The 24,396-nt window shown below is 58.5% G+C and carries 22 protein-coding genes, 1 tRNA gene and 1 pseudogene; 8 read left to right on the top strand and 16 right to left on the bottom strand.

From position 1 onward, the window contains the following. Nucleotides 1–106: 106 nt before the first annotated feature. Nucleotides 107–727 carry a sugar transferase gene (locus FZ934_RS05790; RefSeq protein ID WP_432443610.1) on the bottom strand — a complete coding sequence of 207 codons (621 nt, stop codon included), beginning with the start codon at nt 725–727 and terminating at the stop codon, nt 107–109. Between the two features lie 378 nt (nt 728–1,105). Here FZ934_RS05790 and FZ934_RS05785 point away from each other — a divergent pair, with 378 nt between their 5' ends. The 5 genes from FZ934_RS05785 (at nt 1,106) to FZ934_RS05765 (ending at nt 6,312) form a co-directional block, all read left to right on the top strand. Continuing rightward, on the top strand, nt 1,106–2,245 hold the full coding sequence (locus FZ934_RS05785) for a glycosyltransferase (protein WP_194273763.1): 1,140 nt from the start codon (nt 1,106–1,108) through the stop codon (nt 2,243–2,245). Between the two features lie 77 nt (nt 2,246–2,322). Then, on the top strand, nt 2,323–3,591 hold the full coding sequence (locus FZ934_RS05780) for a polysaccharide biosynthesis/export family protein (RefSeq protein WP_432443602.1): 1,269 nt from the start codon (nt 2,323–2,325) through the stop codon (nt 3,589–3,591). Nucleotides 3,592–3,770: 179 nt separating this feature from the next. Then, nucleotides 3,771–3,989, top strand: a complete 219-nt coding sequence (locus FZ934_RS05775) for a hypothetical protein (protein ID WP_246737844.1) — start codon at nt 3,771–3,773, stop codon at nt 3,987–3,989. A 215-nt stretch (nt 3,990–4,204) separates the two neighbouring features. Continuing rightward, the gene (locus FZ934_RS05770; protein WP_153270283.1) at nt 4,205–5,377 is read left to right on the top strand and encodes a glycosyltransferase; all 1,173 of its coding nucleotides are present in this window, start codon (nt 4,205–4,207) and stop codon (nt 5,375–5,377) included. Between the two features lie 8 nt (nt 5,378–5,385). Continuing rightward, the gene (locus FZ934_RS05765) at nt 5,386–6,312 is read left to right on the top strand and encodes a glycoside hydrolase family 16 protein (RefSeq protein WP_153270282.1); all 927 of its coding nucleotides are present in this window, start codon (nt 5,386–5,388) and stop codon (nt 6,310–6,312) included. A gap of 25 nt (nt 6,313–6,337) precedes the next feature. On the opposite strand, the gene FZ934_RS05760 is transcribed toward FZ934_RS05765, so the two are convergent. Next, entirely contained in the window at nt 6,338–7,726 is a 1,389-nt protein-coding gene (locus FZ934_RS05760) for a hypothetical protein (RefSeq protein ID WP_153270281.1), read from the bottom strand. Nucleotides 7,727–7,926: 200 nt separating this feature from the next. Here FZ934_RS05760 and FZ934_RS05755 point away from each other — a divergent pair. After that, nucleotides 7,927–8,001 (top strand) — tRNA-Glu (locus tag FZ934_RS05755). Nucleotides 8,002–8,123: 122 nt separating this feature from the next. Here FZ934_RS05755 and FZ934_RS05750 read toward each other — a convergent pair. The 9 genes and pseudogenes from FZ934_RS05750 to FZ934_RS05715 form a co-directional block, all read right to left on the bottom strand. Beyond that, nucleotides 8,124–8,504 (bottom strand): pentapeptide repeat-containing protein, encoded by a 381-nt coding sequence (locus tag FZ934_RS05750; RefSeq protein ID WP_153270280.1) that lies wholly within the window; start codon nt 8,502–8,504, stop codon nt 8,124–8,126. A gap of 193 nt (nt 8,505–8,697) precedes the next feature. Beyond that, nucleotides 8,698–9,855 (bottom strand): acyltransferase family protein, encoded by a 1,158-nt coding sequence (locus FZ934_RS05745; RefSeq protein WP_153270279.1) that lies wholly within the window; start codon nt 9,853–9,855, stop codon nt 8,698–8,700. 91 nt (nt 9,856–9,946) lie between these two features. Beyond that, entirely contained in the window at nt 9,947–10,750 is an 804-nt protein-coding gene (locus FZ934_RS05740) for a DUF4886 domain-containing protein (RefSeq protein WP_153270278.1), read from the bottom strand. A gap of 290 nt (nt 10,751–11,040) precedes the next feature. Further along, nucleotides 11,041–11,901: an SDR family NAD(P)-dependent oxidoreductase gene (locus tag FZ934_RS05735; RefSeq protein WP_153270277.1), complete on the bottom strand. Its 861-nt coding sequence runs from the start codon at nt 11,899–11,901 to the stop codon at nt 11,041–11,043. Further along, nucleotides 11,898–12,682 (bottom strand): annotated as a pseudogene (locus tag FZ934_RS05730) (hypothetical protein). Before FZ934_RS05730 ends, FZ934_RS05735 begins: the two are co-directional and overlap by 4 nt. Nucleotides 12,683–12,691: 9 nt before the next feature. Further along, nucleotides 12,692–13,279 carry a protein-S-isoprenylcysteine O-methyltransferase gene (locus FZ934_RS05725; protein WP_153270276.1) on the bottom strand — a complete coding sequence of 196 codons (588 nt, stop codon included), beginning with the start codon at nt 13,277–13,279 and terminating at the stop codon, nt 12,692–12,694. An 89-nt stretch (nt 13,280–13,368) separates the two neighbouring features. Beyond that, entirely contained in the window at nt 13,369–13,956 is a 588-nt protein-coding gene (locus tag FZ934_RS05720) for a hypothetical protein (RefSeq protein WP_153270275.1), read from the bottom strand. A gap of 124 nt (nt 13,957–14,080) precedes the next feature. After that, a complete protein-coding gene (locus tag FZ934_RS28045; RefSeq protein ID WP_246737843.1) occupies nt 14,081–14,203 on the bottom strand; it encodes an ABC transporter in 123 nt (40 codons plus the stop codon). A gap of 165 nt (nt 14,204–14,368) precedes the next feature. Then, on the bottom strand, nt 14,369–14,956 hold the full coding sequence (locus tag FZ934_RS05715) for a L,D-transpeptidase (RefSeq protein WP_153270274.1): 588 nt from the start codon (nt 14,954–14,956) through the stop codon (nt 14,369–14,371). Nucleotides 14,957–15,126: 170 nt separating this feature from the next. Between FZ934_RS05715 and FZ934_RS05710 the strand changes: the two genes are divergently transcribed. Beyond that, nucleotides 15,127–15,885 carry an SDR family NAD(P)-dependent oxidoreductase gene (locus tag FZ934_RS05710; protein WP_153270273.1) on the top strand — a complete coding sequence of 253 codons (759 nt, stop codon included), beginning with the start codon at nt 15,127–15,129 and terminating at the stop codon, nt 15,883–15,885. Between the two features lie 209 nt (nt 15,886–16,094). Here the strand turns inward: FZ934_RS05710 and recJ are convergent, their stop codons facing one another. From recJ to FZ934_RS05690, 4 genes are all read right to left on the bottom strand, one after another. Next, nucleotides 16,095–17,897, bottom strand: coding sequence for a single-stranded-DNA-specific exonuclease RecJ (gene recJ, locus FZ934_RS05705; protein WP_153270272.1), 1,803 nt, complete (start codon nt 17,895–17,897; stop codon nt 16,095–16,097). Between the two features lie 130 nt (nt 17,898–18,027). Then, nucleotides 18,028–19,350: a homoserine dehydrogenase gene (locus tag FZ934_RS05700; protein ID WP_153270271.1), complete on the bottom strand. Its 1,323-nt coding sequence runs from the start codon at nt 19,348–19,350 to the stop codon at nt 18,028–18,030. Nucleotides 19,351–19,413: 63 nt separating this feature from the next. Beyond that, nucleotides 19,414–20,631 carry an LL-diaminopimelate aminotransferase gene (locus FZ934_RS05695; protein WP_113361565.1) on the bottom strand — a complete coding sequence of 406 codons (1,218 nt, stop codon included), beginning with the start codon at nt 20,629–20,631 and terminating at the stop codon, nt 19,414–19,416. Nucleotides 20,632–20,855: 224 nt separating this feature from the next. After that, entirely contained in the window at nt 20,856–21,272 is a 417-nt protein-coding gene (locus FZ934_RS05690) for a hypothetical protein (protein ID WP_153270270.1), read from the bottom strand. Nucleotides 21,273–21,424: 152 nt separating this feature from the next. Here FZ934_RS05690 and phaC point away from each other — a divergent pair, with 152 nt between their 5' ends. Then, on the top strand, nt 21,425–23,263 hold the full coding sequence (gene phaC / locus FZ934_RS05685) for a class I poly(R)-hydroxyalkanoic acid synthase (RefSeq protein WP_153270269.1): 1,839 nt from the start codon (nt 21,425–21,427) through the stop codon (nt 23,261–23,263). A 22-nt stretch (nt 23,264–23,285) separates the two neighbouring features. Here the strand turns inward: phaC and FZ934_RS05680 are convergent, their stop codons facing one another. Then, nucleotides 23,286–24,296, bottom strand: coding sequence for a methyltransferase (locus FZ934_RS05680; RefSeq protein ID WP_153270268.1), 1,011 nt, complete (start codon nt 24,294–24,296; stop codon nt 23,286–23,288). Between the last annotated feature and the right edge of the window lie 100 nt (nt 24,297–24,396).

Genomic DNA, 24,396 nt, shown 5'->3' with positions numbered 1-24,396 from the left:
AGTGCGTAGGCGCGTCTTTATGGCTATGTTGCACTGTTCGGCCAGCTCGCTGGTTTCGCTGGCCGGACGATCAAGCGGGGCTTGAAACGGGGACGACGTGCCCCTCTCAGTAGCTGCCCCGCGAGCGCAAAACGGCGGGGATCGTCCTCGCCATTATGACGACATCGCCCCATACGGTATGCTCGGTCACATATCGCACATCGAGTTCGACACGCGCGCTGTAGCTCGTGTCGCTTCTGCCGCTGATCTGCCACAGACCTGTCAGTCCCGGACGCACCCGGATGTAATCGCTGAAATGAGATCCATAGAGTTCCGCTTCGCTCGCGACAATCGGACGCGGGCCGACAAGGCTCATCTGGCCACGAATGACGTTGAAGAGCTGCGGTATCTCATCGACGCTGCTGCGCCGAAGGAAAGCACCGAAGGGGGTAATCCGCGGATCGTTCTTCAGTTTCCGCGTGGCCTTCCATTCCGCCCTCTCCCTGGGATTTGCGGCGAGATAGCGCGTCAGAACGTCTGCGGCGTCGGGAACCATCGTGCGGAATTTTAGGCACGGAAACACCGCCCCCCTACGGCCGATCCGAGGGTGGGCGATGAAGATCGGCCGTCCCTGCAGTACAAGAAGTATCGCGATAACCATCAGGATCATCGGCGAAAGCACGATCAATCCTGCGCTGGCAAGAAAGATATCCAACCCGCATTTCACGCCGCCTGCGATGCCCTTCATCCGCGACGGACCTGCACGGGAAGGCCCTCTTGCCTCTCCGTGCACTTGCGCCTCGTCCAATCTGTCGAAATCCCGACTGAGATTAAATCCACTCATCTGCGAACTCCCTACAAGAGAATGACATCACTCGGGCATGTGCAGACAATGCCAAATGGCACGCAAAGCAAAGGTAACAAGGGTTAAATAATTTGACAATGCTAATATTGCATCGCAATATAAATGAGTGCAACGCAGAATTGCCTAAGTATCAACGGCGCCGGAGCATCAACCTCTTTTTTGGTGATGGCAAGGCATGTTTGATATATTCTTAGGCAGAAGGCGCTGGGACGAATTGTTCCTTTTTGCACGCCAAGATTGTCTGTGTTCGTGGAGCATTCCATGCGAGTAGCAATCATTCATTACTGGCTCGTCGGGATGCGAGGGGGCGAAAAAGTCCTCGAGGCACTGTGCGATATCTACCCCTCAGCCGATATCTACACGCATGTTTTTGATCCATCGGCGATATCAGACACTATCAAGCGCCATTCTATTCGCACGACCTTCATCGACGGCCTGCCCTATGCAAGGCGGATGTATAAGCGCTATCTGCCACTGATGCCGATGGCATTGGAACAGATCGACCTCAGCGACTACGACCTCGTCATCAGCAGCGAGTCCGGACCTGCAAAAGGTGTCATCCCCACCTCTCCCGCCGTGCACGTCTGCTACTGCCATTCGCCGATGCGCTACATCTGGAACATGTACAACCGGTACTACCACGACTCCGGATTGATGACGCGGATGATGATGCCGCCGCTGGCGCACTATCTGAGGACCTGGGATGTCGCGACGGCCAATCGCGTCGATGATTTCGTGGCCAACTCCTCCACGGTCGCGCACCGGATCAAGAGCTACTACCGCCGCGACGCGGTCGTTATTCACCCGCCCGTCGATACGCGAGCATTCCGGCCGGTGCCGTCGTCTGACGTTAACGACTATTTTCTGATGGTCGGAGAACTCGTGAGCTACAAACGCCCCGATCTCGCAGTGGAGGCATTCAATCGCCTCGGGCTGAAGCTGGTCGTTATCGGCGGCGGCGAACTGCTCAACCATCTGCGCAAGATCGCCGGACCGACCGTGACAATCCTGGGACCACAGCCGTTCGACGTCCTAAAGCACCACTACGCACGCTGCCAGGCACTCATCTTTCCGGGGGAAGAAGACTTCGGAATCGTACCCGTCGAGGCAATGGCGAGCGGGCGCCCCGTCATCGCCTATGGAAGGGGTGGTGCCACGGAAACCGTCGTTGCCGGCAAGACTGGCGTGTTCTTCAATAGCCAGACCGTAGACAGTCTCATCGAGGCCATCGAGCGTTTTCGGCGTAGCGACTTCAACCCGGGCGATGCAGTCGCACGCGCCGCCGAATTCCGTACCGACGTGTTCATGGAGAAATTCGGCGCGTTTGTCGGAAGAGCAACAGGCGTGGTCAGCGACGTAGCAAGCCTCGATTACGGGGCGCGGGCCGTATCGCTGCGATAGCCAGGTGTGCGTAAGGAGTACCACCAATGCCGATCTCCGCTACAATGCGACGTAAATATTCGAGAAGCGCCACGCGCATGCCATACGGTCCTGCTTGGGCGCGACTAGCCGTCCTCGCGATGGCCTGCGCGGGCTTGGCAGCCGCGCCCGCATTTGCGGAGGACTACATCCTGGGTCCGCAGGATACATTGAAGGTACGCGTCTTCGAGTGGCGACCGACCAGTGGAACGGCCTTCGAGTGGGTGCCCCTGACGGGCGAGTTTACGATCTCAGCCGCCGGCAACCTTTCGCTGCCGATCATCGGGACGGTTCCTGCGGCAGGCAAGACGCTGGAACAGGTGGCGGATTCGATCGGTGAACGTCTTCAGGCACAGGTCGGATTGCAGAAGAGACCCAACGCCTCCGTGGAAGTGGCCGAGTATCGCCCGTTCTTTGTGACCGGCGCAGTCGCCAATCCCGGAAAATTCAATTACAGCCCCGGCCTGACCGTCGTGCAGGCTCTCAGCATGGCTGGAGGCCTCGGGCCTGCCAACGGCAACCTGATCGATCTCCAGCGTGACGTTCTCTCGGATCGCGGCGATGTCAGAACCTTGGAAGCGGAGCGGCTTGGTCTACTCGCAAGACAAGCGCGCACCGATGCCGTGGTGAAGGATAGTTCCGCGGTCGTCTTCCCCGCGGATCTGACAACGCGATCGGAGCAGCCGGCGGCTGCACGCATGATGGCGGAAGAAAAGTCGCTTTTTGAAGCCCGCAAGGAATCCATGGCAAACGAGATCGATGCCCTGAACCAGGCCAAAGTGCTGACGACCAACCAGATCGAATCCCTGAAGGCGAAGGCGGCGTCACTAGCAAAGCAGATCGAGCTTGCAAACAAGGATGTAGGCAGCGTGAACAAGCTCGTTGCACAGGGGCTGACGCTCTCGGCGCGAGAGCTCGGCGCCAACCAGAACCTCGCCCAACTCGAAAGCCAGAATCTCGATGTGTCCCTCGCGCTGCTGAAGGCGCAGCAGGACCTCGCAAGAATGGACCAGGATATGGCGAATGTCCGCAATCGATATCGCGTCGATGCCCTGACAGAATCCGGCGAGGTTCGAGACAAGCTGGCAGCCAATGCCGAGAAGATACAGACGACACGGTCGCAGATCAGCAATCTCGAGGCAAATGCCCCGGCCGCAGCCGCGACAATCGACGAGAATGGCGGCCTGTCGTTCACCACCATCATCGATCGTGCACAGGACGGCGTAATGCGAACGATCGCCGTTAGCGACAACGACCTCGTGAAGCCGGGCGATGTGGTACGTGTCGAAAGAAGCGAAAAGGCACGCGCCCAGACGACATCGAATTGAGAGACCTAAGCCACCGTCAATTTATACTTGCGAAAATCGCAAATATATCGATAACATTACTAGGCCTCGATATGGAGCAGTGCTGATCGGAGCAGAAATTGGCAATATGGGCGCTTATTGTCTCGTTTGTTGTCGGCGCAGTCTGCGCCGTGCGGTTGCCCGTTTTGATCTTTACTCTGATGGTTTCACTCATTGCGATCGCCTTCGCGGCAATCAGCCTTCACGCCGGTATTTCCCTTGCTTCCACGGCGATCTGGACGCTGGTCTACGCCGCTGCGCTGGAAATCGGTTACGTTCTTGCGCACGGCCTGCTCTATTTTCTCTACATAAAGCGGTCCGAACGCGTGAGCAGACAGCAGCCCCCCTTGGACCTTCCGTCCAAGTATTCGTCCGACTAACGATCTCTTCCGCTGTTGGAACGGAAAATATTTTTCCATGTAACGTACATATAATCGGACGTTACGTCGGAGTGCGTAGAAAAACGTCTCGTACTAAAAAATAAATTCACAAATCAGGCGAAAGAAATATCTAATATACTCCAAGGCTGCATTTCGGTTCAGTGACGCTCCGAATTGCGGCAAACTGCCCGGTCTGTCGAAGAGGACGTGCATATATGGAGAGCAACCTCGATCCGCAGCGGCCAGTGCCGAGATCGCCTCCGAACGCGCGGCTGAAGATCCTTTATATACAACCCGGCACCAGCTCATTCGCCGGGATAGAACGCGTCGTCCATACAATATGTTCGCAGCTGGCCGAAAAGCATGGAGACGATTTCGATATCGATGTGCTTTATACCGCGAGGAACACCCATAGGCCTGACGATCGGAAATATAACACGATCGACCGGATCGCTCGCGGACGCATCCCGGTCATGCGCGCATATCGCAGTGTTATCAAGGATAAGCCGTACAGCCTGATCGTCGTTCCACAGATCGAGCGCACGGTCATCTGCATGACGGCTTGCCTCGGACTGCGTCGCAATTTTGCAATGCACCTGCACGGAAATCCCAAACGCGAGCGCAACCACTTCAAATCGAAGATCCTCTTCCTGATCATGCGGATGTTCTTCCTCTCGCGGGTCTCATCCGTCTTCGGAACATCGAGGAAGCAACTAGAGGCTTTCAAAATGATGTTCGACAGCAGCACCCCGCAGAGCTGGGTGCCGAACCCCGTCAGGACATTCGACGGTGCGAACCGGCAGAGCAGCGGTGAGAGTGGACACGTCACCTTCGTGAATGTCGGCCGTTTTTCCTTTCAGAAGGGGCAGGATATACTTCTGAATGCTTTCAACGAGCTTCGGAAGACAAGAGGCAACGTGAAGCTCCGGCTTGTCGGCTACGGCGCCGACGAGGCCAGTCTGCAAGACGATATCAGACGGCTGCAGATCGAGAATCTCGTCAGCATCGAGCATCATCCTGATGATCCGCAGCCCGCCTTGTCGTCGAGCGATGTCTATATCTCGACATCGCGATGGGAGGGCTGGTCGCTCGCCATATGCGAAGCGCTGAGGTTCGGCCTGCCCGTCATATCAACCGATTGCGAATTCGGGCCGAGCGAAATCCTCGTCGATCCACGGCTGGGACGGCTGGTGCCGAGCTGCGACCTCGCCGAACTGACCAAGGCGATGATCTATTATTGCGACAACCTGCAAGACGAGCAATCGCATGCCGACTTCCGAAGGAATTTCATAGACCAGTATAGCCCCGAGCGGGTCGTCGAGATTCATGCGGAGGCGCTGAGAGCCGCCGCAAAACAGGATCATGTGTCGAAAACCGAACGAGCGTGAGGATCGCGATGAGAACCACGGTTTCCAGGCGTAGTCTCCTGAAGGGAGCTGCGACACTTGCTGCTGTCGGCGTAACTCTGCCGCCAAATGTAACCCGCGCGGCCGAGGAGGACCCGACCACCGGTCGGCAGATCCAGTTCGAGGATGACTTCCAAACACTCGACTGGAGCGTGTGGGATGCCGGCCCGAAGGCATCGACGGCCGATCCCGGCTTCTACGGGCGATCGGCCTTTGCAAAGAAGGTTGGCGACCAGGGCTTCAATCCGTACGCGATCGTTGACGACCCACGCGCCAGCGGCGGCAAGGCGTTGCAGATTTCCGTCAAATATATCGGAACGCCGATGAGCGTCCGGAACTACTATGGCAATACCCGCAACGAGTTCCAGTGGATCTCGGGCAATATCCAGACGGCAAAATCCGATGGCACCATCCGGAAGGGCTGGCGGAAGGGATATTTTGAAGCAAGGATGCTGTTCCCACGGCATCCTTTGACATGGCCGGCATTCTGGATGTTGAACGCCCGAAGCATCCTGTTCCCGAAAACGACCGTGGAACTCGACGTCGTCGAGCACAAGGGATGGGAATACCAGCTCTACGGCGCCTATCTGCATGAATGGGGCCAGCCCGGAGAACATCACGAAGGAACCGGCGTTACGACGGATCTCGACGTCACCCAGAATTACTGCCGCTATGGGATATTCGTCGACGATACGCATTGCGTTCCGTTCTTTGAACGGAAGCCTGTGATCGACACCCGCACCGGCGTTGCCGCCAACTGGCAGATTACCCGCGCTCCTGACATGGACAAGCACGACGACGTCTTCTGGCCGCTTCTGACGCTCGCGCTCCATCCAGACTACCCGTTCCCGAACCCACTCAAGGAAGAAGACAAACTGTCTCACATGCGGGTGGACTATTTCCGGGCTTATGTTTGATCAAGCTCAGAGCTAGGTCAGACATTCAACGGCGTCCATCGCCGGCAAGCATCGGCTCGTGCCGCTCGGGCTCGACACTCGCAAGCCCTGCGAAGACGAAGAACAGAAGGCCGAGATCAACAAGGGCGCCCGACACAAGCGCTCCCACCAAAAGGCAAAGGCTGCCGTTTCGCGCTGAAAGGCGGATGTCGGATGGCACGCTCCGATCAGTGCCTCTCCGCCGCCCGATGGCGCCGAACGCAAAGAGCGCGAAAAAGACAGCACCGGGGATGCCGACGTTCGACAGCAGCGCCAACGGGAAACTCGACGTACGCGCGGTCCCGAGACCAACCCCCAGCCCCCAGGAATCCACGAAGTTCTGCAGGCCGTAAGCGTTCCAGGACGCTCTCTCCACACCCGATGCCGTGCCCGATTTGCTGAGGATGAGCAGATCGACATAGTCGTAGAGCGTCCTGTAGATGTCATCGTTCAACAGCACGACAAGGATGGCGACGGCCAGGATCTGCGGCGCGATGAAGGCGACGGCGGAGCTGCGCAAGCTTCCGCCGCCTACCCCGCTTCGCGCGAGAGCCGTCAGATACAACAATACCAGGCAAAGCGGCGCTGCGACGAGGCCGGTCGATGAGGTCGAGAGGAAGATCAGGACAAGCGAGGCCAAGGCGAGCGGACCGGTCCAGTGAGGCACGCGACCGCAGAGCCACATTGTGGCGGTGAAGCCGAAGGCGCCAAGGGTCGCACCAGCGAAAGACGAGGCCTCCGGCCATGAGCCTATGATGCGCTTCATTCCCGCGATCGTCTCGCTGTCGTGCAGCGCGTATTGTGCGTTTCGCATGAACTGCATGATCGCCTGCGTGCCTGTTGCGTCGGTCGCAATGTCGAGCAATGCGAAGAGCACATTGGCGAATGCATAGGCAACCAGGCCCGTGGTAATCGCCGCAAAGCCTCTCCGCGTCGACGCCGCGGACACGATGATCACGAAACAGATCAGATCGGCGACAAGATAGATCGCCTGCGTGAGGTTGCTCGACACCGGACCCAACGGCACCGTTCCGCCGGTTGCGGGATATTCCGAGGTACCCACGGGAATGATCTGGGTAGCCCCCGCCAGAAGCCGCGGCGAGAAGAAGCCGCTTGCCGCTCCATACACGACCAGACAGGCCAGCCAGAAAGCGGGCTGCCCCGGTCGCAGCGCCTGCATCGCCGTCATCGCATTTTTTCGCCAGGACAAGGTGGCAACGGCAAAGAAGAGCAGGAAAAGGTGAGCCGGCTGGATGTTGGCGGCACCGGCCACGATCGCCGCCGCCGCACCGAAAACCGTCATGACCACAAAGACCATGGCCGCGGCGGGATAGCCTAGCAGCAGGCAACAGACCCCGGCGACAATCGTGAAAACACCGATCGGCTCCAGGCTCATGGTATCGCACCGTCGAGGATCATGCTCACCATCGGTTTCTGATCCAGCCTTTTGCGCCCTCCCCATCTCCCGCAGGCGCCGTTTGCAGTGCAGAATAACCGATATCGCCTCTCGTTAAAGCCATGCGTTCGAAGGAGGCCTATTTGCCGGCATCTTGCGCGCCTGGCGAGGGCCTCCTATTTTATAGCCAGTCGCGAAAAGCGCCCTTCGTCTATCGGTCAGGACGACAGATTCTCATTCTGTAAAGAGGGGTTCAACTCCCCTAGGGCGTACCATCCGCGTAGACGTCCGGTTTACTAGGTGGACCGAAGTCCTAGCAGGTAGGACGGAGTGAGCCGATCATGTTTCAGATTGCTCCGGAACGGCACTTCGCGCTTCGCCTATCGTCGGCCTGATTTCAGCTTTTTGCCTGTTCATAAGCCTCGAATAGATCGGTGACGAGAACGCCATTGATCCGCATTCCGGTCAAATCGGCATCTCTGATATCGGAATCAACCAGCGTGACACCGCTTATGGTCAATCGCGATAGGTTTGCATTGGTGACAGCGGCTCCAGACAGATTGACGTTGTCAAAGCGCGCGCCTGCAAGATTGACATCGTCAAAATCCGCTTTGCCCAAGTCGGTATCGATGAATTTTGCATTCGTCAAAACAGCGTAAAATCGTGCGTCCGCGAGATTCACGCAATCGAAGTTAGCGCCTGACATATCGGCACGCTCATAACGCGTTCCCTGCATCTGAGGGCCATCAAACGGGTTGCTTCCTGACTGATCGTTCATTGTCGTTTCCTCCAATCGATGAAGATTGCTCTTCAAGGAATACTTAACTTGTGGTGGTATCGCAAAATTCCCGCTGCCATCATAAAAACAAGGTCCGATGACCGGACCTACTTCCTCTTTGGCCAGGTGTCGTAGCGACAGCGATTTGAACGATAACGGTGAAGCAGACGCCGACCCGTCGCCCCTGCACGGCTCAGGCGGTTTCTGCGGGCAGCGGTTTACGCCCCCCTTTTCTTAGCGATGCAACACCGACAAGGAGGGGGACGAGGCGCGAGGTTGCCAAACGCTTCATCTCTGCAATGAGCGCACAGACAAGTACCGTGATGATCACGATCGGGATGAAGGAACGGATGTCGAGCAAACCCGCCTGAGCGATATAGTAAGCGGCAACGACGATCACTGTCTGATGGGCGACATAGTAGGTCATGATCGACTTGTTCAGATGCGTGATGACCCGGTTCGGGCGGTTGGCGAGCCTGCCCGCAAAGGCAAGCAGCGCAAGGATCGTGCACCATTGGAATGCCGAGCGGACAACCCGGACCGCCATCACGAGAGCCTCCGGCCTTGCTTCCCGGGGTACGAGCAAGAAAAGTGCTGCAAGCGCCGTCATCGACAGCGTGGCGAGACCGAGGCTCGCCCAGCGTTGGCGGTCGACCTCCTGCCAGAAGCTCCGCTCGTTGACGAGCAACGATCCCACCATGAACATCGAGAAATATAGTGCGTGCGAGTAGAGGTCAGATTTAATGACCAGCGTCTCGCCGAAGATGGGATAGAGGCAGAGCCTCAGGAGCGATAGAAACGCAATTGGTGCGAGGAACAGTCCCGTGCCTTTCAGGCAACCGGCGAGGGACGTCGATATGCCGGGCCAGCGTCGCACCAGCTGTGGCTGGGCGATAGACCAGACGATCATATAGATCCACAGATAGGCCAGAAACCACATATGTTCCAGCTGAAGTGCGGAGAGCACATAGGTCTTCCAGAAATCCCAATACGAGAGATCAGGCGCGAAATTCTGCGGCGAGAAATAGACCTGCGGCGGCACAACTATGAAAACGCCAAATACGAAGGGTAGAAGGAGCTGTCTCGTCCGGGTGCTACGAATCTCCGTCATGGATCTCTTCTTCAGAAGCGATGCCGTGACCACGCCTGAAATGAAGAACAGCAGGCTCATCCGCCACGGATGCGACCCGATCGTGATCAGATCGATCAGTTTTGTGCTATCCGGCGAGTTAATCCACCAGGTCTTTGTCCCGTAGATGAGGCTCGAATGGTAGATGATGAGCGTGCCAAAGCAAAATACACGCAACGCATCAAGGTCGTGACGTCGTCCCTCTGGTCTGTCGCTCGTCATATGTCTCGTCCCCAGCCGAGGACATACAACCTGAAGAACATTTATCAGATATTAATGCGATTATAACGTTTATAGATAAACGCGCAATCAGTCAGGCCTTGGCGCCCTCTGCTAGATACTCTGAGACAACTTTCCTCAGCATTTGGGCGTCTTGGGCGGACATTCCTTCAGGCCGGAACGTCACGTTCAGCACATCGTTTCCAGAAAAATAGCTGTAGAACATCAGCGCCGAAAGATAGCTGCCGTAGATCGAAGGGTGATTGCAGTCATGGTAGAGATTGAAGTCTTTCGGCTGGCTTTGGACCGCCTCCCAAATCATGCCTACATTGACCAGGACTACGCCGGTCAGAGCGGCGAGACGGGCATGCTGCCGTTGGATGTTGATATGCATGTCGGCATAACCCGACGGGGACAAATCGCCGGCGGTTTTCGGCATACCTGCGTTCCCGGTGCACTGGTCGGTATAGCGCCAGGTCACGAACATGACCGGCAAGGATCCCTTCGCCTGGACCTCCCTGATCAGGTTCTCGGCATCACCCCATGCCGGGCCTGATTGCTGTGCGCTGTATTGGTCGCTGCTCAGCACCTGCAAAACGACGTGATCCCAACGCTGTGAAAGTAGAGCTTGGGTTTTTTCGCTCTTGATATGATCGCCGAGGCTGACGCCTGGCTCCGCATCCATCTCAATGCGCAGTTTCTTGGAGTAACCGGCGGAATCGGCGATGGCTCGCACCATATGGGGCATGTCGTTATAGAACGTGCGGCTATTGCCGATGAACAACGCGGTCTGCTCGGGCCGCTTGTCGAAATGATCCCGGGCGGATTCGGTGCCCCGGCTGACGTATCCACTAAACGGCGGGAGGAAAAGCAAGCAGGCGAGCAGAATCGCCAGCAATGCGCTTATTCTTATGAGCTGCGACACCTCGTGACCTCATGCCATTCCGCAAGTCACGGTATGATTATCCGTTAAAACGTAAAGGATGGGTTGCGCACACAGCGAAGAAGCGAAGCATGTGCACACGAAGGCGACGCGGGGCCAGAATGACTGTTGGCGCGAAACCGAGACCGACCTCCGCCCTGCCCTTTGTGAGTCTCTTCGTTATCGCGCCGGAGTACCGTCGAGGACGCGTAGCTGTAAGCGCCTCAAGCCCTGACAGTGCTCCGCTCCCAAGAAATATTGGCTAGCTAGCTCCTCAGTGAAGAACATTTGCATTTCGCAGACGTCTCACCCGAACCACATGGGCAAAGATCGCTCTTGCGGCGCTGCAGGCGCGAGACAAGTGGTAACAGCAACGAGTTTGGCAGAACCGTTGCAATAACAATCAAGACTTTTGCGGAGACTCCAGGGACGACAAGCCGGCGACCCGACCTGAATCCCCGCCAGGCCTGTTCCGCAACATAGTCCGCACTAAGTTTCGGCAGGATCTTGAAAAGCGTTGCACGGCCAGCGCCGGAGCTGTCAAGAAAATCGGTGGCGGTCGGACCCGGCGCGACACAGGTTACGGTCACGCCCGTAGCGCGCAACTCTTGGGATAGAGCAGCAGAAAACGATCGGACAAAGCTCTTGCTGGCATAGTAGACGGCCATGTTCGGCCCCGCCAGGAAGCTTGCGACAGAGCCGAGGTTAATGACACCGCCCCGCCCTCTCCTCGCCATGCCAGGTGAAAATCGTAGCGTGAAATCGGCGAGCGTTCGGATGTTCAGGTCGATCATACCAAGCTGGTCGGCGATCGGTAGCAAGGTAGCCGCACCGCGAAGGCCGTAGCCGGCGTTGTTCACGAGCACGTCGCAGAACAAGCCATATTCCGCCAGAAAGGACTCAAGCTGTTTGGATGCATCTCTGGAGGCAAGGTCAATTGGAAATACGACTGCCCTGCCACCTGCGGAACGGATCTCTTCTGCGACCGCTTCGAGGTGGGCTTCTGATCGAGCCACCAGGACGACAGTCGCAACGTCTCGTGCAGCGATCTTGGCAATCGATCGACCGATGCCTCTCGACGCTCCAAGAATGACGGTTGCCGGAAGTAACTCCCCGCCACCAGTCATTTGGAGCTCTCTCCGAGCGCAACCTTCGACACAAGATTGCCTGAGGACATTGCCTTCACTTCGTTGGCGATCTCGTTGTTGAGAATAGCTTCGAAGCGCTCCAGAGCGCGCGCAACATTTGCGCCATCCATGACGCGGTGATCGTAAAGGATACGCACGGCGACACTCCCGTCCGGACCGATTGGGCCATAGTTCAGGAGCGTCGTCAGCGGAGTCAGCGGATTGAGCGATTCTGCGCCGAGGCCCGAATAGACGGAAAGCTGGAACGTACCGAAAAAACGCGGACGCTGCCGACCGAGATTCAATCCGAACCACATCCCGATCCACCGGAGCGGCGCTGGGAACTTGGCGAACTTAAGCGCGCGACGAAACTGCTTTATGTCCATGACAGGACGCGAACGTGCCTCTCGCAACAAAACGTCAAGCTGTTCGATTGATTTACGCTCGGGGTTTTTATCGAGCCGAGGAGCACGATGCGCTCGCCGCCATACTCCCTCTCATGTGCAACGGATGCGACACTTTCGGGATACTCATAGAGGCGTGGCCATGGCAGCTTCACATAGGCACGCCGCAGCTCGACAACCTCCAACGCGAGAAGCCCATACCCCTTCAAGAACAATGCGGTCCACGACGGCTTGGCGTCGCATGCATTTCGGGCGTCCGCCAATGGCCCGATCCGCATTTGCCGCTGGACGGTGACGCGCGGGATCCCGATGGAGAATCGCATCAGGTCTCCGACAAGACGCCTTGCTGCCGAGAGCCTGATCGATCGACCTCGCATGATCCCACCTTAGTAGACGTAAGGGATAATTCGCTTTGTCCGCCGCATGTATTCACGATATCGCGAACCGAAGAATTCGAGCATCATCTGCTCTTCCTTGTCAACTCGAAGGAAGAAAAGGGCTGCGAATCCTAGAAAACCCGCCAATCCTACGATCCAGTTTGAGAGAAGGAAGGCCTGCCCCGCAGCCATTAAAAGGAACGAGGTGTACATCGGGTGCCGGACAAGAGCATAGGGACCGCTGGCTATCAGTTCGTGTTCCGCGCGGATCTCCAAGGAGATGGACCAGTTCTTGCCCAGCTCCTTGTGCGTCCGTCGGAAAACCCACAGGGCGGCACAGTAGAGGATGGTACCGAGCACCAACGAAAACGGCCGAGCGGAATAGGTCGCGTCATGGGGAAACCCCGTCAGCGCAAAAAGTCCGGGAATTAGGCCCAGTCCGACGGACGCGGCTACGAGCCCGAACTTGTCTGTCGCATCTCGTTGATTACTGACAATGCGATGCCGTTTGGCCCGCCGTTCGGCGGGTCGACGGATAAAGTACCAGGCGATAACCCCCACCGCCCAGATAATCTTGCAGAGGCTTGCCAGTGCCAAACTCATCCCCCGACGTGTCATCGCGCTCGCGACATTAATGTTCGCAGGAGCTTACCTTACGCCAACGGCCGCGCCGTGAGCAAGCATGCTCAACCTGTCGTGTTCATCTGCCTGAGCTGGGTTATGAATTGCTGTGGCCTTAGCCAGATCCCTGGCGTCTTGTAGCCCATGTGGCGGGCGATTTCCCCTGTCCAAGCGTTGCAGTTGTTGACGGTCGCTTCCCACGTCTTTGAAACCGCTTGTTGCTTGCGGATGAAGGCAACGACGTCGCGGTACTCCGCCTCACTCAAAAGCACCCGCCAACTTGCCGAGCGGTATTGCTCTTCAAGATCGCCGTCCGTCCAGCCGGTCGAGGCCGGAACTGGTATGAAATGGCCGACAACGTATTGAGATGGATCATGCGACGCCGGCGCCAATCCCGCCACTTCCGGACTGATCATGTTTCCGTTCTTGTCGAGTTTACCGAACACGACATAGGTGTGGCCATAGCTCAGTGCGTATCGGGACCGAAATTCAATGAAATACCGGCTCGTCGCGACTTTCGTCGTCGTTGCGCTGCCTGCATCTTTGCTTGTCGATGTGAACCGCGGCTGTGGCGGCTTGTCAGCGGTCTGGCAGGATGACAGCGCGCATGCGATCAAAGCCGCAAGCAAAAGACGACCTTTGGTAAGCGGCATCGCTACGCTCCAATTCTCAAGCCACATGTAAGCAACACGTCAGCCGGCTGCGCGACGAGAAATCAGTTCCGTTGAAGCCTGCAAAGAAAGAAGGGCCAACGGGCCCCTCTTTCTAGCATTATAACTATTTGTAGACCGCAGCTGCCTCAGGCGGAGGTGCCTTGCCTTTTCCTTTGCCGATGTTTGCGCAAGCGCTAAGATTGGCAACGGCGAACAGTGCGGCTATGACGAAAATAATTCGGCTCATCAAGAAGTCCTCTCCTCATCCGGGATAGCTTATCGAAGGCAACACTTACAATGCTGGCGTCAGCCCAGATGATAGCCAGTGCGGAATCAGTCCTGGTTGCGCCGCCAACACATTAGCACCAACAAATACATATCGCCAAGCTTTCGTTGTCTGCCGTGATAAGCGCTAGATGACGATTACCTTCGATCCAACGGGAGCGCGTCTGTAAAGGTCGACAATATTCTCGTTTGTCATGCGCACGCAGCCATTCGAAACAGCTTGCCCGATAGACCACGGAGCGTTCGTTCCGTGCACCCTGAACATCGTGTCTTGTCCACCCTGATAGAGATAGAGGGCAGCCGCACCCAGAGGATTGAGCGGACCACCAGGGACACCGTCGGCATATTTGACCAGTCTGGGCTTACGCTGCATCATCTCTTCGGTCGGCTTCCAGGAGGGCCATTCGGATTTTCTGCCGACCGTTGCCACGCCCTTGAAGCTCAGTCCCTCCTCCCCGACCGCAACGCCGTAACGTGTCGCGCGTCCGCCGGGTTCTACGAAGTACAAAAAACGCTCTGACGTATTGACCACAATCGTTCCTGGCGCCTCTGCACCGTTATAGGCAACCTCTTGCCGACGGTACCTTGGACTGCGATCGGGATCGCCTCTAAAGGCCGAAGTTATGCTCCAATCTTCCGAACGAATGCAGCCAGAGAGCAACAGGCCCATTCCGCCGAGAACGATTCCTCGGCGCGTGACGAGGTACTTGCTCATTTTCACCTGCCACTATTTGTTAGTTTAGACGATCAAAACTAACATCGGTCGAGATTAGGTCAATCTGGATGTAGATGAAGATCAATATTCGGTGCAAAGATACTGGAGTTGAGGTACGGCTTGCAGTTGTGAGGCAATACGCGCGTTGCTTGCGGGAGGGATAAAAGACGATGGAGTTGGGCCTTCGAGACAAAGTCGCCGTGGTGACCGGTGGAGGTTCAGGAATAGGTGCTGCGATCTGCCGCCAACTTGCTCACGAAGGTGTCCGCGTCGTCATCGCTGACATCGATATGGAGGCAGCCAATCGGGTCGCTGAGGAAATCAATGAGGGCGGCGGCAGGGCCATGCCTGCTCACGTCGATGTCGGCAACGCTCAGTCCGTCGAACGCCTGTTCGCCGATACGGTCGCTGAATGGGGTGGATTGAACCTAGCCGTCAACAATGCCGGCATCCATGGCATACGCAACCCCACCGGCAGTTATCCAATCGAGGAATGGCAACGCGTTACCAACGTCAATCTCAACGGGGTTTTCTACTGCATGAAGCATGAGATTAACGCCATGCTGGAATGCGGCGGCGGATCCATCGTCAACGTTTCATCCATTCTTGGAACAGTCGCCCTGCCGCTGACCGCTGCCTACACTGCGGCAAAACATGGCGTGGTCGGGCTGACGAAGGCCGCGGCCATCGAATACGCACGCTTCGGAATCCGCATCAACGTCATCGGGCCCGGATGGATCGACACCCCGCTTGTTGCGGAGGTTCAACAGGCGGCAAGCTACCTCAAACGCATGGATAGCCTTCAACCGATGGGCCGGCGTGGCAAGCCGGAGGAAGTGGCAGGCCTCGCCTGCTTTCTCCTCTCCAGCCAGGCAAGCTTCATCACGGGGAGCTATCATGCTGTCGATGGTGCCTATACGTCGCATTAGACCGCGCAGTGTCACACCGCTTGACTGTGGTCCACCGAGCTTCTCAACTCTCTCTGAGAATGCACTCTCGCCAGGGGTCTGCCAGATAAATGAAAACCGAGTGGCAGCCGATACAAAGGGCGGAGCCTGAACGACAGCGTTTGCGGATGGCAAACAGCCCCCGATTTCTGCCCGGTAAACATCGCCCTGCCCGCTGCGAAACCTCTTCGCTATCGCGCCGGAGCGCCGTCGAGGACGCGCAGCTGTATCCGCCTTGAGCCCTGATAGTGCTCCGCGCCCAATGACCCGGCGACGTGCAGGTTGGCGCCGCGCGAATTCAGCAGCAGGTTGCCGAGCTGGGTATCGGCTGCCCGGAAGGCAATGCCATCAAGGCGGGCGCCGTCCATTGCCTCCAAGGTGATCTTCACATGCTTCTCGCCGACGACGCGGGAGTCGCGCAGCCGGTGGGCAGGAACGGCGAAGATCGGTTGCGAATGGCCGGAACCATAGGGGCCGGCAGTTTCCAGCCGGTCGATGAGCTCGATGTTGGCGCCGCTTGCGGCGATTGCGCCATCGACCTTCAGCGTTTCGTTTGCGACAAGGGTCGCAACCGTCTTTTCGGCGCGCTCCGAAAAGTAGCTGCGCAGCCGCCCGAGCTTTTCGCGCTCCACGGTAAGGCCGGCCGCCATCGCATGTCCGCCGCCCTTGACGAGCAAGCCCTCATCCACCGCAGCCCGCACCATCTTGCCCATGTCGAAGCCATTGATCGAACGGCCGGAACCGGTGCCCTTGCCTGACGGATCGAAGGCGATGGCGAAGGCGGGACGCTTAAACTTCTCCTTCAGCCGAGCCGCGATCAGACCGACGATGCCGGGGTGCCATTTCTCATGAGCGGTCACAATGACGGACGCACCCTCGCCATCTCCGTATTCGGCAAGAGCCTCGGCTTCCGCTTCCTGAAGCATTGCCGCCTCCATGACCTGACGGTCACGGTTCAGCTCATCGAGCCGCTGCGCGATGACCTCGGCTTCGCCGGCATCCTCGAGCGTCAGCAACCGGCTGCCGAGTGCCGCGTCGCCGATCCGTCCGCCGGCATTGATCCGCGGCCCGATCAGGAAGCCGAAATGATAGGGCGTTACCGGGCCGGCAAGCCCGGCCTTCTTGAACAGGGCGGAGAGGCCCGCATTGCCCTGATGGCGTGCGGCAATCAGGCCTTTTACCACGTAGGCTCGGTTCAGTCCCTTGAGGGGCACGACGTCGCAGACGGTGGCTAGGGCTACGATATCGAGCCACTGCAGCAGATCCATGGTGCGGACCCGGGCATCTCCGGCCTCTCGCAGCAGGCGCAGCGTCGCCACGAGCACGAGGAAGACGACACCGGCGGCGCAGAGATGTCCCTGCCCGGAGAGATCGTCTTCCCGGTTCGGATTGACCAATGCATGGCAAGGCGGCAGGTCATGCGTCACCTGGTGGTGATCAATCACGACAACGTCGATGTTGCGCCTTTCCGCGGCGGCAAGCGCGTCGTGGCTCGTCGAACCGCAATCGACCGTCACGATCAGCCGTGCGCCGTTGTCGATCAGCTGATCGATCGCCGCGGCATTCGGGCCGTAGCCTTCGAAAATCCGGTCGGGAATGTAGATCTCGGCCTTCACGCCAAAATGCGTGAGGAAGCGATAAAGCAGCGCCGATGAGGATGCGCCGTCGACATCGTAGTCGCCGAAGATCGCCACCTGCTGGCGGCCGCGAATAGCCTCAACGAGGCGCAAGGCGGCCTTCTCACAGTCCGTCAGCGTGTAGGGATCCGGCATCAGTGAACGCAGCGTGGGATCCAGAAACCCGATCGCCTCATCGACGCCGACGCCGCGGCCGGCAAGAACACGCGCAATCAGATCCGGCAGCCCATGCGTCTGCGACATCGCAAGCGCTCGGTTCTGGCCGGCTTGATCGAGGCGCGATACCCAGCGATTGCTGAGAACCGACTTCTCCACGCCAAGGAAGGCGCGCTGTACCGGATCGGCGGCTATATCCACCTGTTTCCTCTCTGCAGTGCCATCTGTCACCACCCCGTGACCGGAGTGAAACTCACATCTATGCGGCTTCCTGCAGGATGACAACGGTTGCGCGCAGCTTCTCCCCAGAGGAAGAAGCTGCGGCTCTTGATCAGCTTTCCTTCGGACGCTCGATGCGGATGACCTGCGGCTCGCCGACGTGGAAGCCTTCTTCCTTTATGGCGTTGACGGCCTTGCGCACCGAGTCCTCGGTCGTCGCATGCGTGACCATGATGATGGTCTGGTGATGCGACGGCGCCAGATGCTGCTTCGATCGCTGAACGATGGATTCCAGTGAAATCTGGTTCTCCGCCATATGGGTCGCGACGCTTGCGAAGACGCCGGTGCGGTCGAGCACGGTCAGGCGGATGAAATAGCCGCCTTCATGGCTCTGGATCTGCGCCTTGCGATAAGGCTCAAGCAACTTGGCCGGATGACCAAGAACGGGAACCTGCTGGGCACCGGGGCGGCTCTTGGCGATATCGGCAATGTCTCCGAGTACTGAAGAGGCCGTCGCATTGCCACCGGCACCGGGGCCGACCATCAGCAGTTCACCGAGAACGTCGGACTCGATCGCCACGGCGTTGGTGACGCCATCGACCTGAGCGATGACGGAATCGACAGGCACCATCGTCGGATGAACGCGCTGCTCAATGCCGGTGTCCGTCCGCTGCGCCACGCCGAGGAGCTTGATTCGATAACCAAGATCGGCGGCGGCGTGGATGTCCTCGATCGAGATGTTGGTGATGCCTTCGAGATAGATATCGTCGGCCGCGATCTGGTTTCCGAACGCCAGCGTCGTCAGAATGGACAGCTTGTGAGCGGTGTCGTTGCCTTCGATGTCGAAAGCCGGATCAGCTTCGGCGTAGCCAAGCCGCTGGGCTTCCTTCAGGCAATCCGCAAACGACAGGCCCTCCTTCTCCATCTTAGTCAAGATGTAGTTGCAGGTGCCGTTCATGATCCCGTAGACGCGCGAAATCGTATTGCCGGTCAGCGACTCGCGCAGCGCCTTGATGACGGGGATGCCACCCGCGACCGCCGCCTCGAAATTCAGGAGCGCGCCCTTTTCCTCGGCGATGGTCGCCAGTTCAACGCCGTGATAGGCAAGCAGCGCCTTGTTCGCGGTCACCACATGGAGACCCCGCTCGAGCGCAGTGCGAACCGAGACGTTAGCCGAGCCTTCAGCACCGCCCATCAACTCAACGAAAACGTCGATGTCGCCCTTTGCGGCCAGATCTTCCGGCCGATCGAACCACTCGATGCCGCCGACTTCGATGCCGCGATCCTTCGTCTTGTCGCGGGCCGAAACGCCCGTAATGACGATCGGACGGCCGCACGTAGCGGCAAGCTCGTTGCTGCGCTGCTGAATGATACGGACGAGCGAAGCACCAACGGTACCCAAGCCCGCAATGCCGATTTTGAGGGCATCTGCCATGGATCGATCCTGAAATGTGTCATGAATGGCGGTCGCTCAACACGACCGCCGTGGAAGATTAAATCAACGGTGAGCGTTCAACGAGATGACGTTGTGCATCGTCTCGTCGGCCGTCGACAGGAATTTCTTGATGCTGCGCGCGGCCTGGCGGATGCGGTGCTCGTTCTCAACGAGAGCCAGACGGACGTAGTCATCGCCCATTTCGCCGAAGCCGACGCCAGGCGCCACGGCCACATCGGCCTTTTCGACGAGCAGCTTGGAGAATTCCAGAGAGCCGAGATGGCGGAACTTCTCGGGGATCTTGGCCCAAGCAAACATCGTCGCCGCAGGCGGTGGCACTTCGAAGCCGGCCTTGCCGAAGCTCTCGACCATGACGTCGCGGCGGCGCTTGTAGACGTTGCGGACTTCCGCAATGTCGGAGCCGTCGCCGTTCAGCGCATGGGTGGCCGCCACCTGGATCGGCGTGAAGGCGCCGTAGTCGAGGTACGACTTCACGCGCGTCAACGCTGCGATCAGGCGTTCATTGCCAACCGCAAAGCCCATGCGCCAGCCGGGCATCGAGAAGGTCTTCGACATCGACGTGAATTCGACCGTCACGTCGATAGCGCCCGGAACCTGCAGAACGGAGGGCGGCGGCTCGCCGTCGAAGTAGATTTCGGAATAGGCAAGGTCGGACAGCACGATGATGTCGTGCTTCTTCGCGAAGGCGATGACGTCCTTATAGAAGTCAAGCGTCGCCACAAAAGCCGTGGGGTTCGACGGATAGTTCAGGATCAGCGCCAGCGGCTTCGGGATGGAGTGGCGCACAGCGCGCTCCAGCGGGGCGAAGAAGTTTTCATCCGGCTCGACCGGGATCGAACGGATGACGCCGCCTGCCATCAGGAAGCCAAAGGCATGGATCGGATAGGTCGGATTCGGGCAGAGAATGACGTCGCCAGGCGCGGTAATCGCCTGCGCCATGTTGGCGAAGCCTTCCTTCGAACCGAGGGTTGCAACGACCTGGGTGTCCGGGTTCAGCTTCACGCCGAAGCGGCGGGCATAGTAGGCAGCCTGGGCACGGCGCAGGCCGGGAATGCCCTTGGAGGACGAATAACGGTGCGTGCGTGGGTCCTGAACGACTTCGCAGAGCTTGTCGACGATCGCCTTGGGGGTAGGAAGGTCAGGGTTTCCCATGCCGAGATCGATGATATCGGCCCCGCCCGCTCGCGCGCTTGCTTTCAAACGGTTGACCTGTTCGAAAACGTAAGGCGGCAAACGCCGGACTTTGTGAAACTCTTCCATTTCTTTCCCCACGGAAATACGGCCACCACGGCCGCGCTCGAAGTTCGTCCTAATTACCGGCTGCTCGCGATACGAACTTCAGAATCGCCAGCGCCGTATTCATCAGACTTGCGTTGCGCGGCATTTCTTTGACAGAAAACCGCGCAGACCGCGCATTATCAGGAAAAATTCATTTTTCGCTACCGATGGAAGGCTTTGCTTCCAAAACGCTGCGAAGGCAAGGCCTATTTCGTGATTTCGGAGAGCGTTTCCGGGCCGTGCTCAGCCGCGAGCTTGCGATATTCTTCCACGCGGCGCTGATACTCCGCCTCGGAAATTGTCCCGGCCTTGCGCTGTGCGCCAAGCGCCGAGAGCTTGCGCTGAAGGTCGGCGGCCTGCTCATCGTTCATCTGGACGTTGGCGGCCGTCAGCGGCGCACCAAAAGACGGATATCCATCCGGATAATGCGCAAGACCGCCTTCTGCCGGCACGCCACCCTTGGTGGGCCCCATGACAACGGCGGTCGGCGCCGCTCGTCTCGCGGCGATCTCGGCCTTTTCCTCGGGCGTTCGCATGCAGGCCGCAAGCGTCACGGCCGCAGTGGCGCCGATAAGCGCGGTGCGGATAACGTTTGCGAAAATGCGAATGCCTTTGTTCGTCATGCCAGATGTTCCAGATCCTGAGCTGTCTCGACTGTTAGATTCGTCGCAGCGACAAAGCAATAGCACGAGCGCGCGTCAGCGGAACTTGTTTTATCGATCTTTCCAGATGTACAACTCGATTTGCAGGAACATGCTGCCGCCGGAGGAAACGAGTGACCGACAGCAAGCAGGAAAACGGCGACAAGACGAAAAGCCCGGGCTTTGATGCGAAAGACCTGGATCCGTACCTGATGAAAGATCCCGAGGCGATGGCGGTCAACTTCGCCCGCGCGATCGAGAACCTCGGCAAGGCCGCGACAGCCTGGCTTGCCCCACGCGAACGCGGCGCGATCGCAGAGAACGCGGCCGAACCGATGACCGATATGGTCAAGACGCTTTCAAAGGTCACCGAATACTGGATGTCGGACCCTCGCCGCACCTTCGAGGCGCAGACGCAGCTGATGAGCAGCTATTTCGGGATCTGGATGCGTTCGATGCAGCGCATGCAGGGTGAGACGCCGGCGGACGAGCCGGACCGCAAGGACAAGCGCTTTGCGGACGAGGACTGGCAGAAGAACCCCTTCTTCGAATTTCTGAAGCAGGTGTACCTGATCACTGCCGATTGGGCCGAAAAGATCGTTGCCGAGACCGATGGTCTCGATGATCACACGAAGCACAAGGCCGGCTTCTATGTGAAGCAGATAACGGCCGCCCTCTCGCCAACCAATTTCGTCGCAACCAATCCTCAGCTCTACCGGGAGACGATCGCGACCAGCGGCGAGAACCTGGTACGCGGCATGAAGATGCTGGCCGAGGATATTGCCGCGGGTCATGGCGACCTGAAGCTTCGTCAGACCGACATGAGCAAATTCGCCGTCGGCCGCGACATGGCGCTGACATCGGGCAAGGTGATCGCGCAGAACGAGATCTGCCAGATCATCCAGTACGAGCCGACGACGGAAACGGTCTTGAAACGCCCTCTCCTCATCTGCCCGCCGTGGATCAACAAGTTCTACATCCTCGACCTCAACCCGCAAAAATCGTTCATCAAATGGTGCGTCGACCAAGGGCAAACCGTGTTCGTCATCTCCTGGGTCAATCCGGATGCGCGCCATGCCGGGAAGGATTGGGCCTCCTACGCGCGTGAGGGTATCGACTTCGCGCTCGACACGATCGAGAAGGCGACGGGAGAGAAGGAAGCGAACGCAATCGGCTACTGCGTCGGCGGCACGCTGCTTTCAGCGACGCTGGCACTGCATGCGAAGGAGAAGAACAAGCGGATCAAGACGGCGACGCTCTTCACCACGCAGGTCGACTTCACCCACGCCGGCGATCTCAAGGTCTTCGTGGACGAAGAGCAGCTTGGCCGCCTCGAGGCGCATATGGACGAGGTCGGCTATCTCGACGGCTCGAAGATGGCGACCGCCTTCAACATGCTGCGCGCCTCGGAGCTGATCTGGCCCTATTTCGTCAACAACTATCTGAAGGGCCAGGAACCGATGCCCTTCGACCTGCTGTTCTGGAACGCGGATTCCACGCGGATGGCGGCGGCGAACCATGCCTTCTATCTACGCAATTGCTATCTGCGGAACGCGCTCACAACGAACGAGATGGTTTTGGACGGACAGAAGCTATCGCTGAAGGACGTCAAAATCCCGATCTACAACCTCGCGACGCGCGAAGACCACATCGCGCCCGCAAAGTCGGTATTCCTTGGTAGCCAGTTCTTTGGCGGCAAGGTCGATTTCGTGCTTGCCGGCTCCGGTCACATCGCAGGCGTGGTCAATCCGCCCGACAAGAAGAAGTACCAGTATTGGGTCGGCGGTGCAGCCAAGGGCGATTACGACACATGGCTGACCGAGGCCACGGAAAACGCCGGCTCATGGTGGCCGCACTGGCAGGCCTGGATCGAGGCGAACAACGATGCGCGCGTGCCCGCCCGGAAACCGGGCGGTGCAGCGCTCAACGCCCTCGAAGAAGCGCCGGGAAGTTATGTGCTGGAGCGAGCCTGAGAGCCGAAACGGCTCTCAGCGGTCACTCCAGGAACAAAAGGCTCGCCGGTGATGGCGGCAGCGGCTTCATGGCGACGTTACCGAATCCGGCGGTTTTTGCCATGCCGGCTAGCTCCCGTTCGGTATAGGCATCGCCCTTCGGCGTCGTTGCCAGCATGACCATGGCAAAGGCTGCCGGGAACTCAGGCGACACGCGATCATCATTCGGAACGAACTCGACGATCGCCACGCGGCCACCCGATCCAAGGCTCGCTCGCGCCTTCTTCAGAAGTGCGATGCAGCCTTCCGTATCGAAATGATGCAGAAAGTTCGGTAGCAGGATCAGGTCATAGCCAGAACCCCAGTCGACTTCGAAGGCACTGCCGGGCTTGAATGTGAAGCGCTCCGCCACGCCTGCCTTCTTCGCGTTCTCCTCTGTCACGGCAAGGACAGGCTTCCAGTCGATCGCTACCACGCTGGCCGATGGCGCCACCTTGGCGATCTCGATGCCGAAAGCCCCCGGCCCGGCGGCAATATCAAGCACCTTTCCCGGTTTCCTTGACCACGTCTCGACCTCGCCAGCCAAGGCTTTGGCGCTGGCACCGGTGAACGAGCCCATCGCGCGGGCAAACTTCACCCACACCGGATTATCAGGCGCGACATTGGCAAGACCGACGGAGCCGCCGTTGCGGACATAGGACGCGGGGTCGTCGAGAAACAGCGACAACATCTGCGGCGCGGCCAGAAAGTCGATCGCGGCGCCCATGTAGGCGGGTGAACGCCGGTCGAGAAATGCCTGGCTTGACGGCGTCGGTATGTAGTTCTCGCCACTTTTCGTCAGGAACCCGGACACGACGAGAAAGTCGCAGAGTATCCGGGTGCCACGCTCGGCGCACCCCAGTTCCGGAGCCAGAGAACGCGCCGTTCGCCCCTCTGCGCCCAACTTCGTAAAAAGATCGAACTCGATTGCCGCCTTGATCGCGGCGGTCTTTCGGAATGCAAACATCGCATCAACAAGCAAGGTAGGCGAAACTTCCGCATGTGTCGAAGACATCGGTTTTTCCTCCCATAACAGAGCTGCCCGACGACCTCCTTCATAGCAGAATCGAGGCAACGCGGCACGCTAGGACAAAGGCGGAGTTACCGCGAAAACA

The organism is Rhizobium grahamii, assembly GCF_009498215.1.
GTDB classification, from domain to species: Bacteria; Pseudomonadota; Alphaproteobacteria; order Rhizobiales; family Rhizobiaceae; genus Rhizobium; species Rhizobium grahamii_A.
Note: the sequence above shows the minus strand (reverse complement) of the source record. Positions and strands in the feature narration are given on the sequence as shown.

Coding starts and splice junctions, on each gene's coding strand:
- FZ934_RS05790 (WP_432443610.1), bottom strand. CDS start 727: ATGAAGGGCATCGCAGGCGGCGTGAAATGCGGGTTGGATATCTTTCTT.
- FZ934_RS05785 (WP_194273763.1), top strand. CDS start 1,106: ATGCGAGTAGCAATCATTCATTACTGGCTCGTCGGGATGCGAGGGGGC.
- FZ934_RS05780 (WP_432443602.1), top strand. CDS start 2,323: ATGCCATACGGTCCTGCTTGGGCGCGACTAGCCGTCCTCGCGATGGCC.
- FZ934_RS05775 (WP_246737844.1), top strand. CDS start 3,771: ATGGTTTCACTCATTGCGATCGCCTTCGCGGCAATCAGCCTTCACGCC.
- FZ934_RS05770 (WP_153270283.1), top strand. CDS start 4,205: ATGGAGAGCAACCTCGATCCGCAGCGGCCAGTGCCGAGATCGCCTCCG.
- FZ934_RS05765 (WP_153270282.1), top strand. CDS start 5,386: ATGAGAACCACGGTTTCCAGGCGTAGTCTCCTGAAGGGAGCTGCGACA.
- FZ934_RS05760 (WP_153270281.1), bottom strand. CDS start 7,726: ATGAGCCTGGAGCCGATCGGTGTTTTCACGATTGTCGCCGGGGTCTGT.
- FZ934_RS05750 (WP_153270280.1), bottom strand. CDS start 8,504: ATGAACGATCAGTCAGGAAGCAACCCGTTTGATGGCCCTCAGATGCAG.
- FZ934_RS05745 (WP_153270279.1), bottom strand. CDS start 9,855: ATGACGAGCGACAGACCAGAGGGACGACGTCACGACCTTGATGCGTTG.
- FZ934_RS05735 (WP_153270277.1), bottom strand. CDS start 11,901: ATGACTGGTGGCGGGGAGTTACTTCCGGCAACCGTCATTCTTGGAGCG.
- FZ934_RS05720 (WP_153270275.1), bottom strand. CDS start 13,956: ATGCCGCTTACCAAAGGTCGTCTTTTGCTTGCGGCTTTGATCGCATGC.
- FZ934_RS28045 (WP_246737843.1), bottom strand. CDS start 14,203: ATGAGCCGAATTATTTTCGTCATAGCCGCACTGTTCGCCGTTGCCAAT.
- FZ934_RS05715 (WP_153270274.1), bottom strand. CDS start 14,956: ATGAGCAAGTACCTCGTCACGCGCCGAGGAATCGTTCTCGGCGGAATG.
- FZ934_RS05710 (WP_153270273.1), top strand. CDS start 15,127: ATGGAGTTGGGCCTTCGAGACAAAGTCGCCGTGGTGACCGGTGGAGGT.
- FZ934_RS05700 (WP_153270271.1), bottom strand. CDS start 19,350: ATGGCAGATGCCCTCAAAATCGGCATTGCGGGCTTGGGTACCGTTGGT.
- FZ934_RS05695 (WP_113361565.1), bottom strand. CDS start 20,631: ATGGAAGAGTTTCACAAAGTCCGGCGTTTGCCGCCTTACGTTTTCGAA.
- FZ934_RS05690 (WP_153270270.1), bottom strand. CDS start 21,272: ATGACGAACAAAGGCATTCGCATTTTCGCAAACGTTATCCGCACCGCG.
- FZ934_RS05680 (WP_153270268.1), bottom strand. CDS start 24,296: ATGTCTTCGACACATGCGGAAGTTTCGCCTACCTTGCTTGTTGATGCG.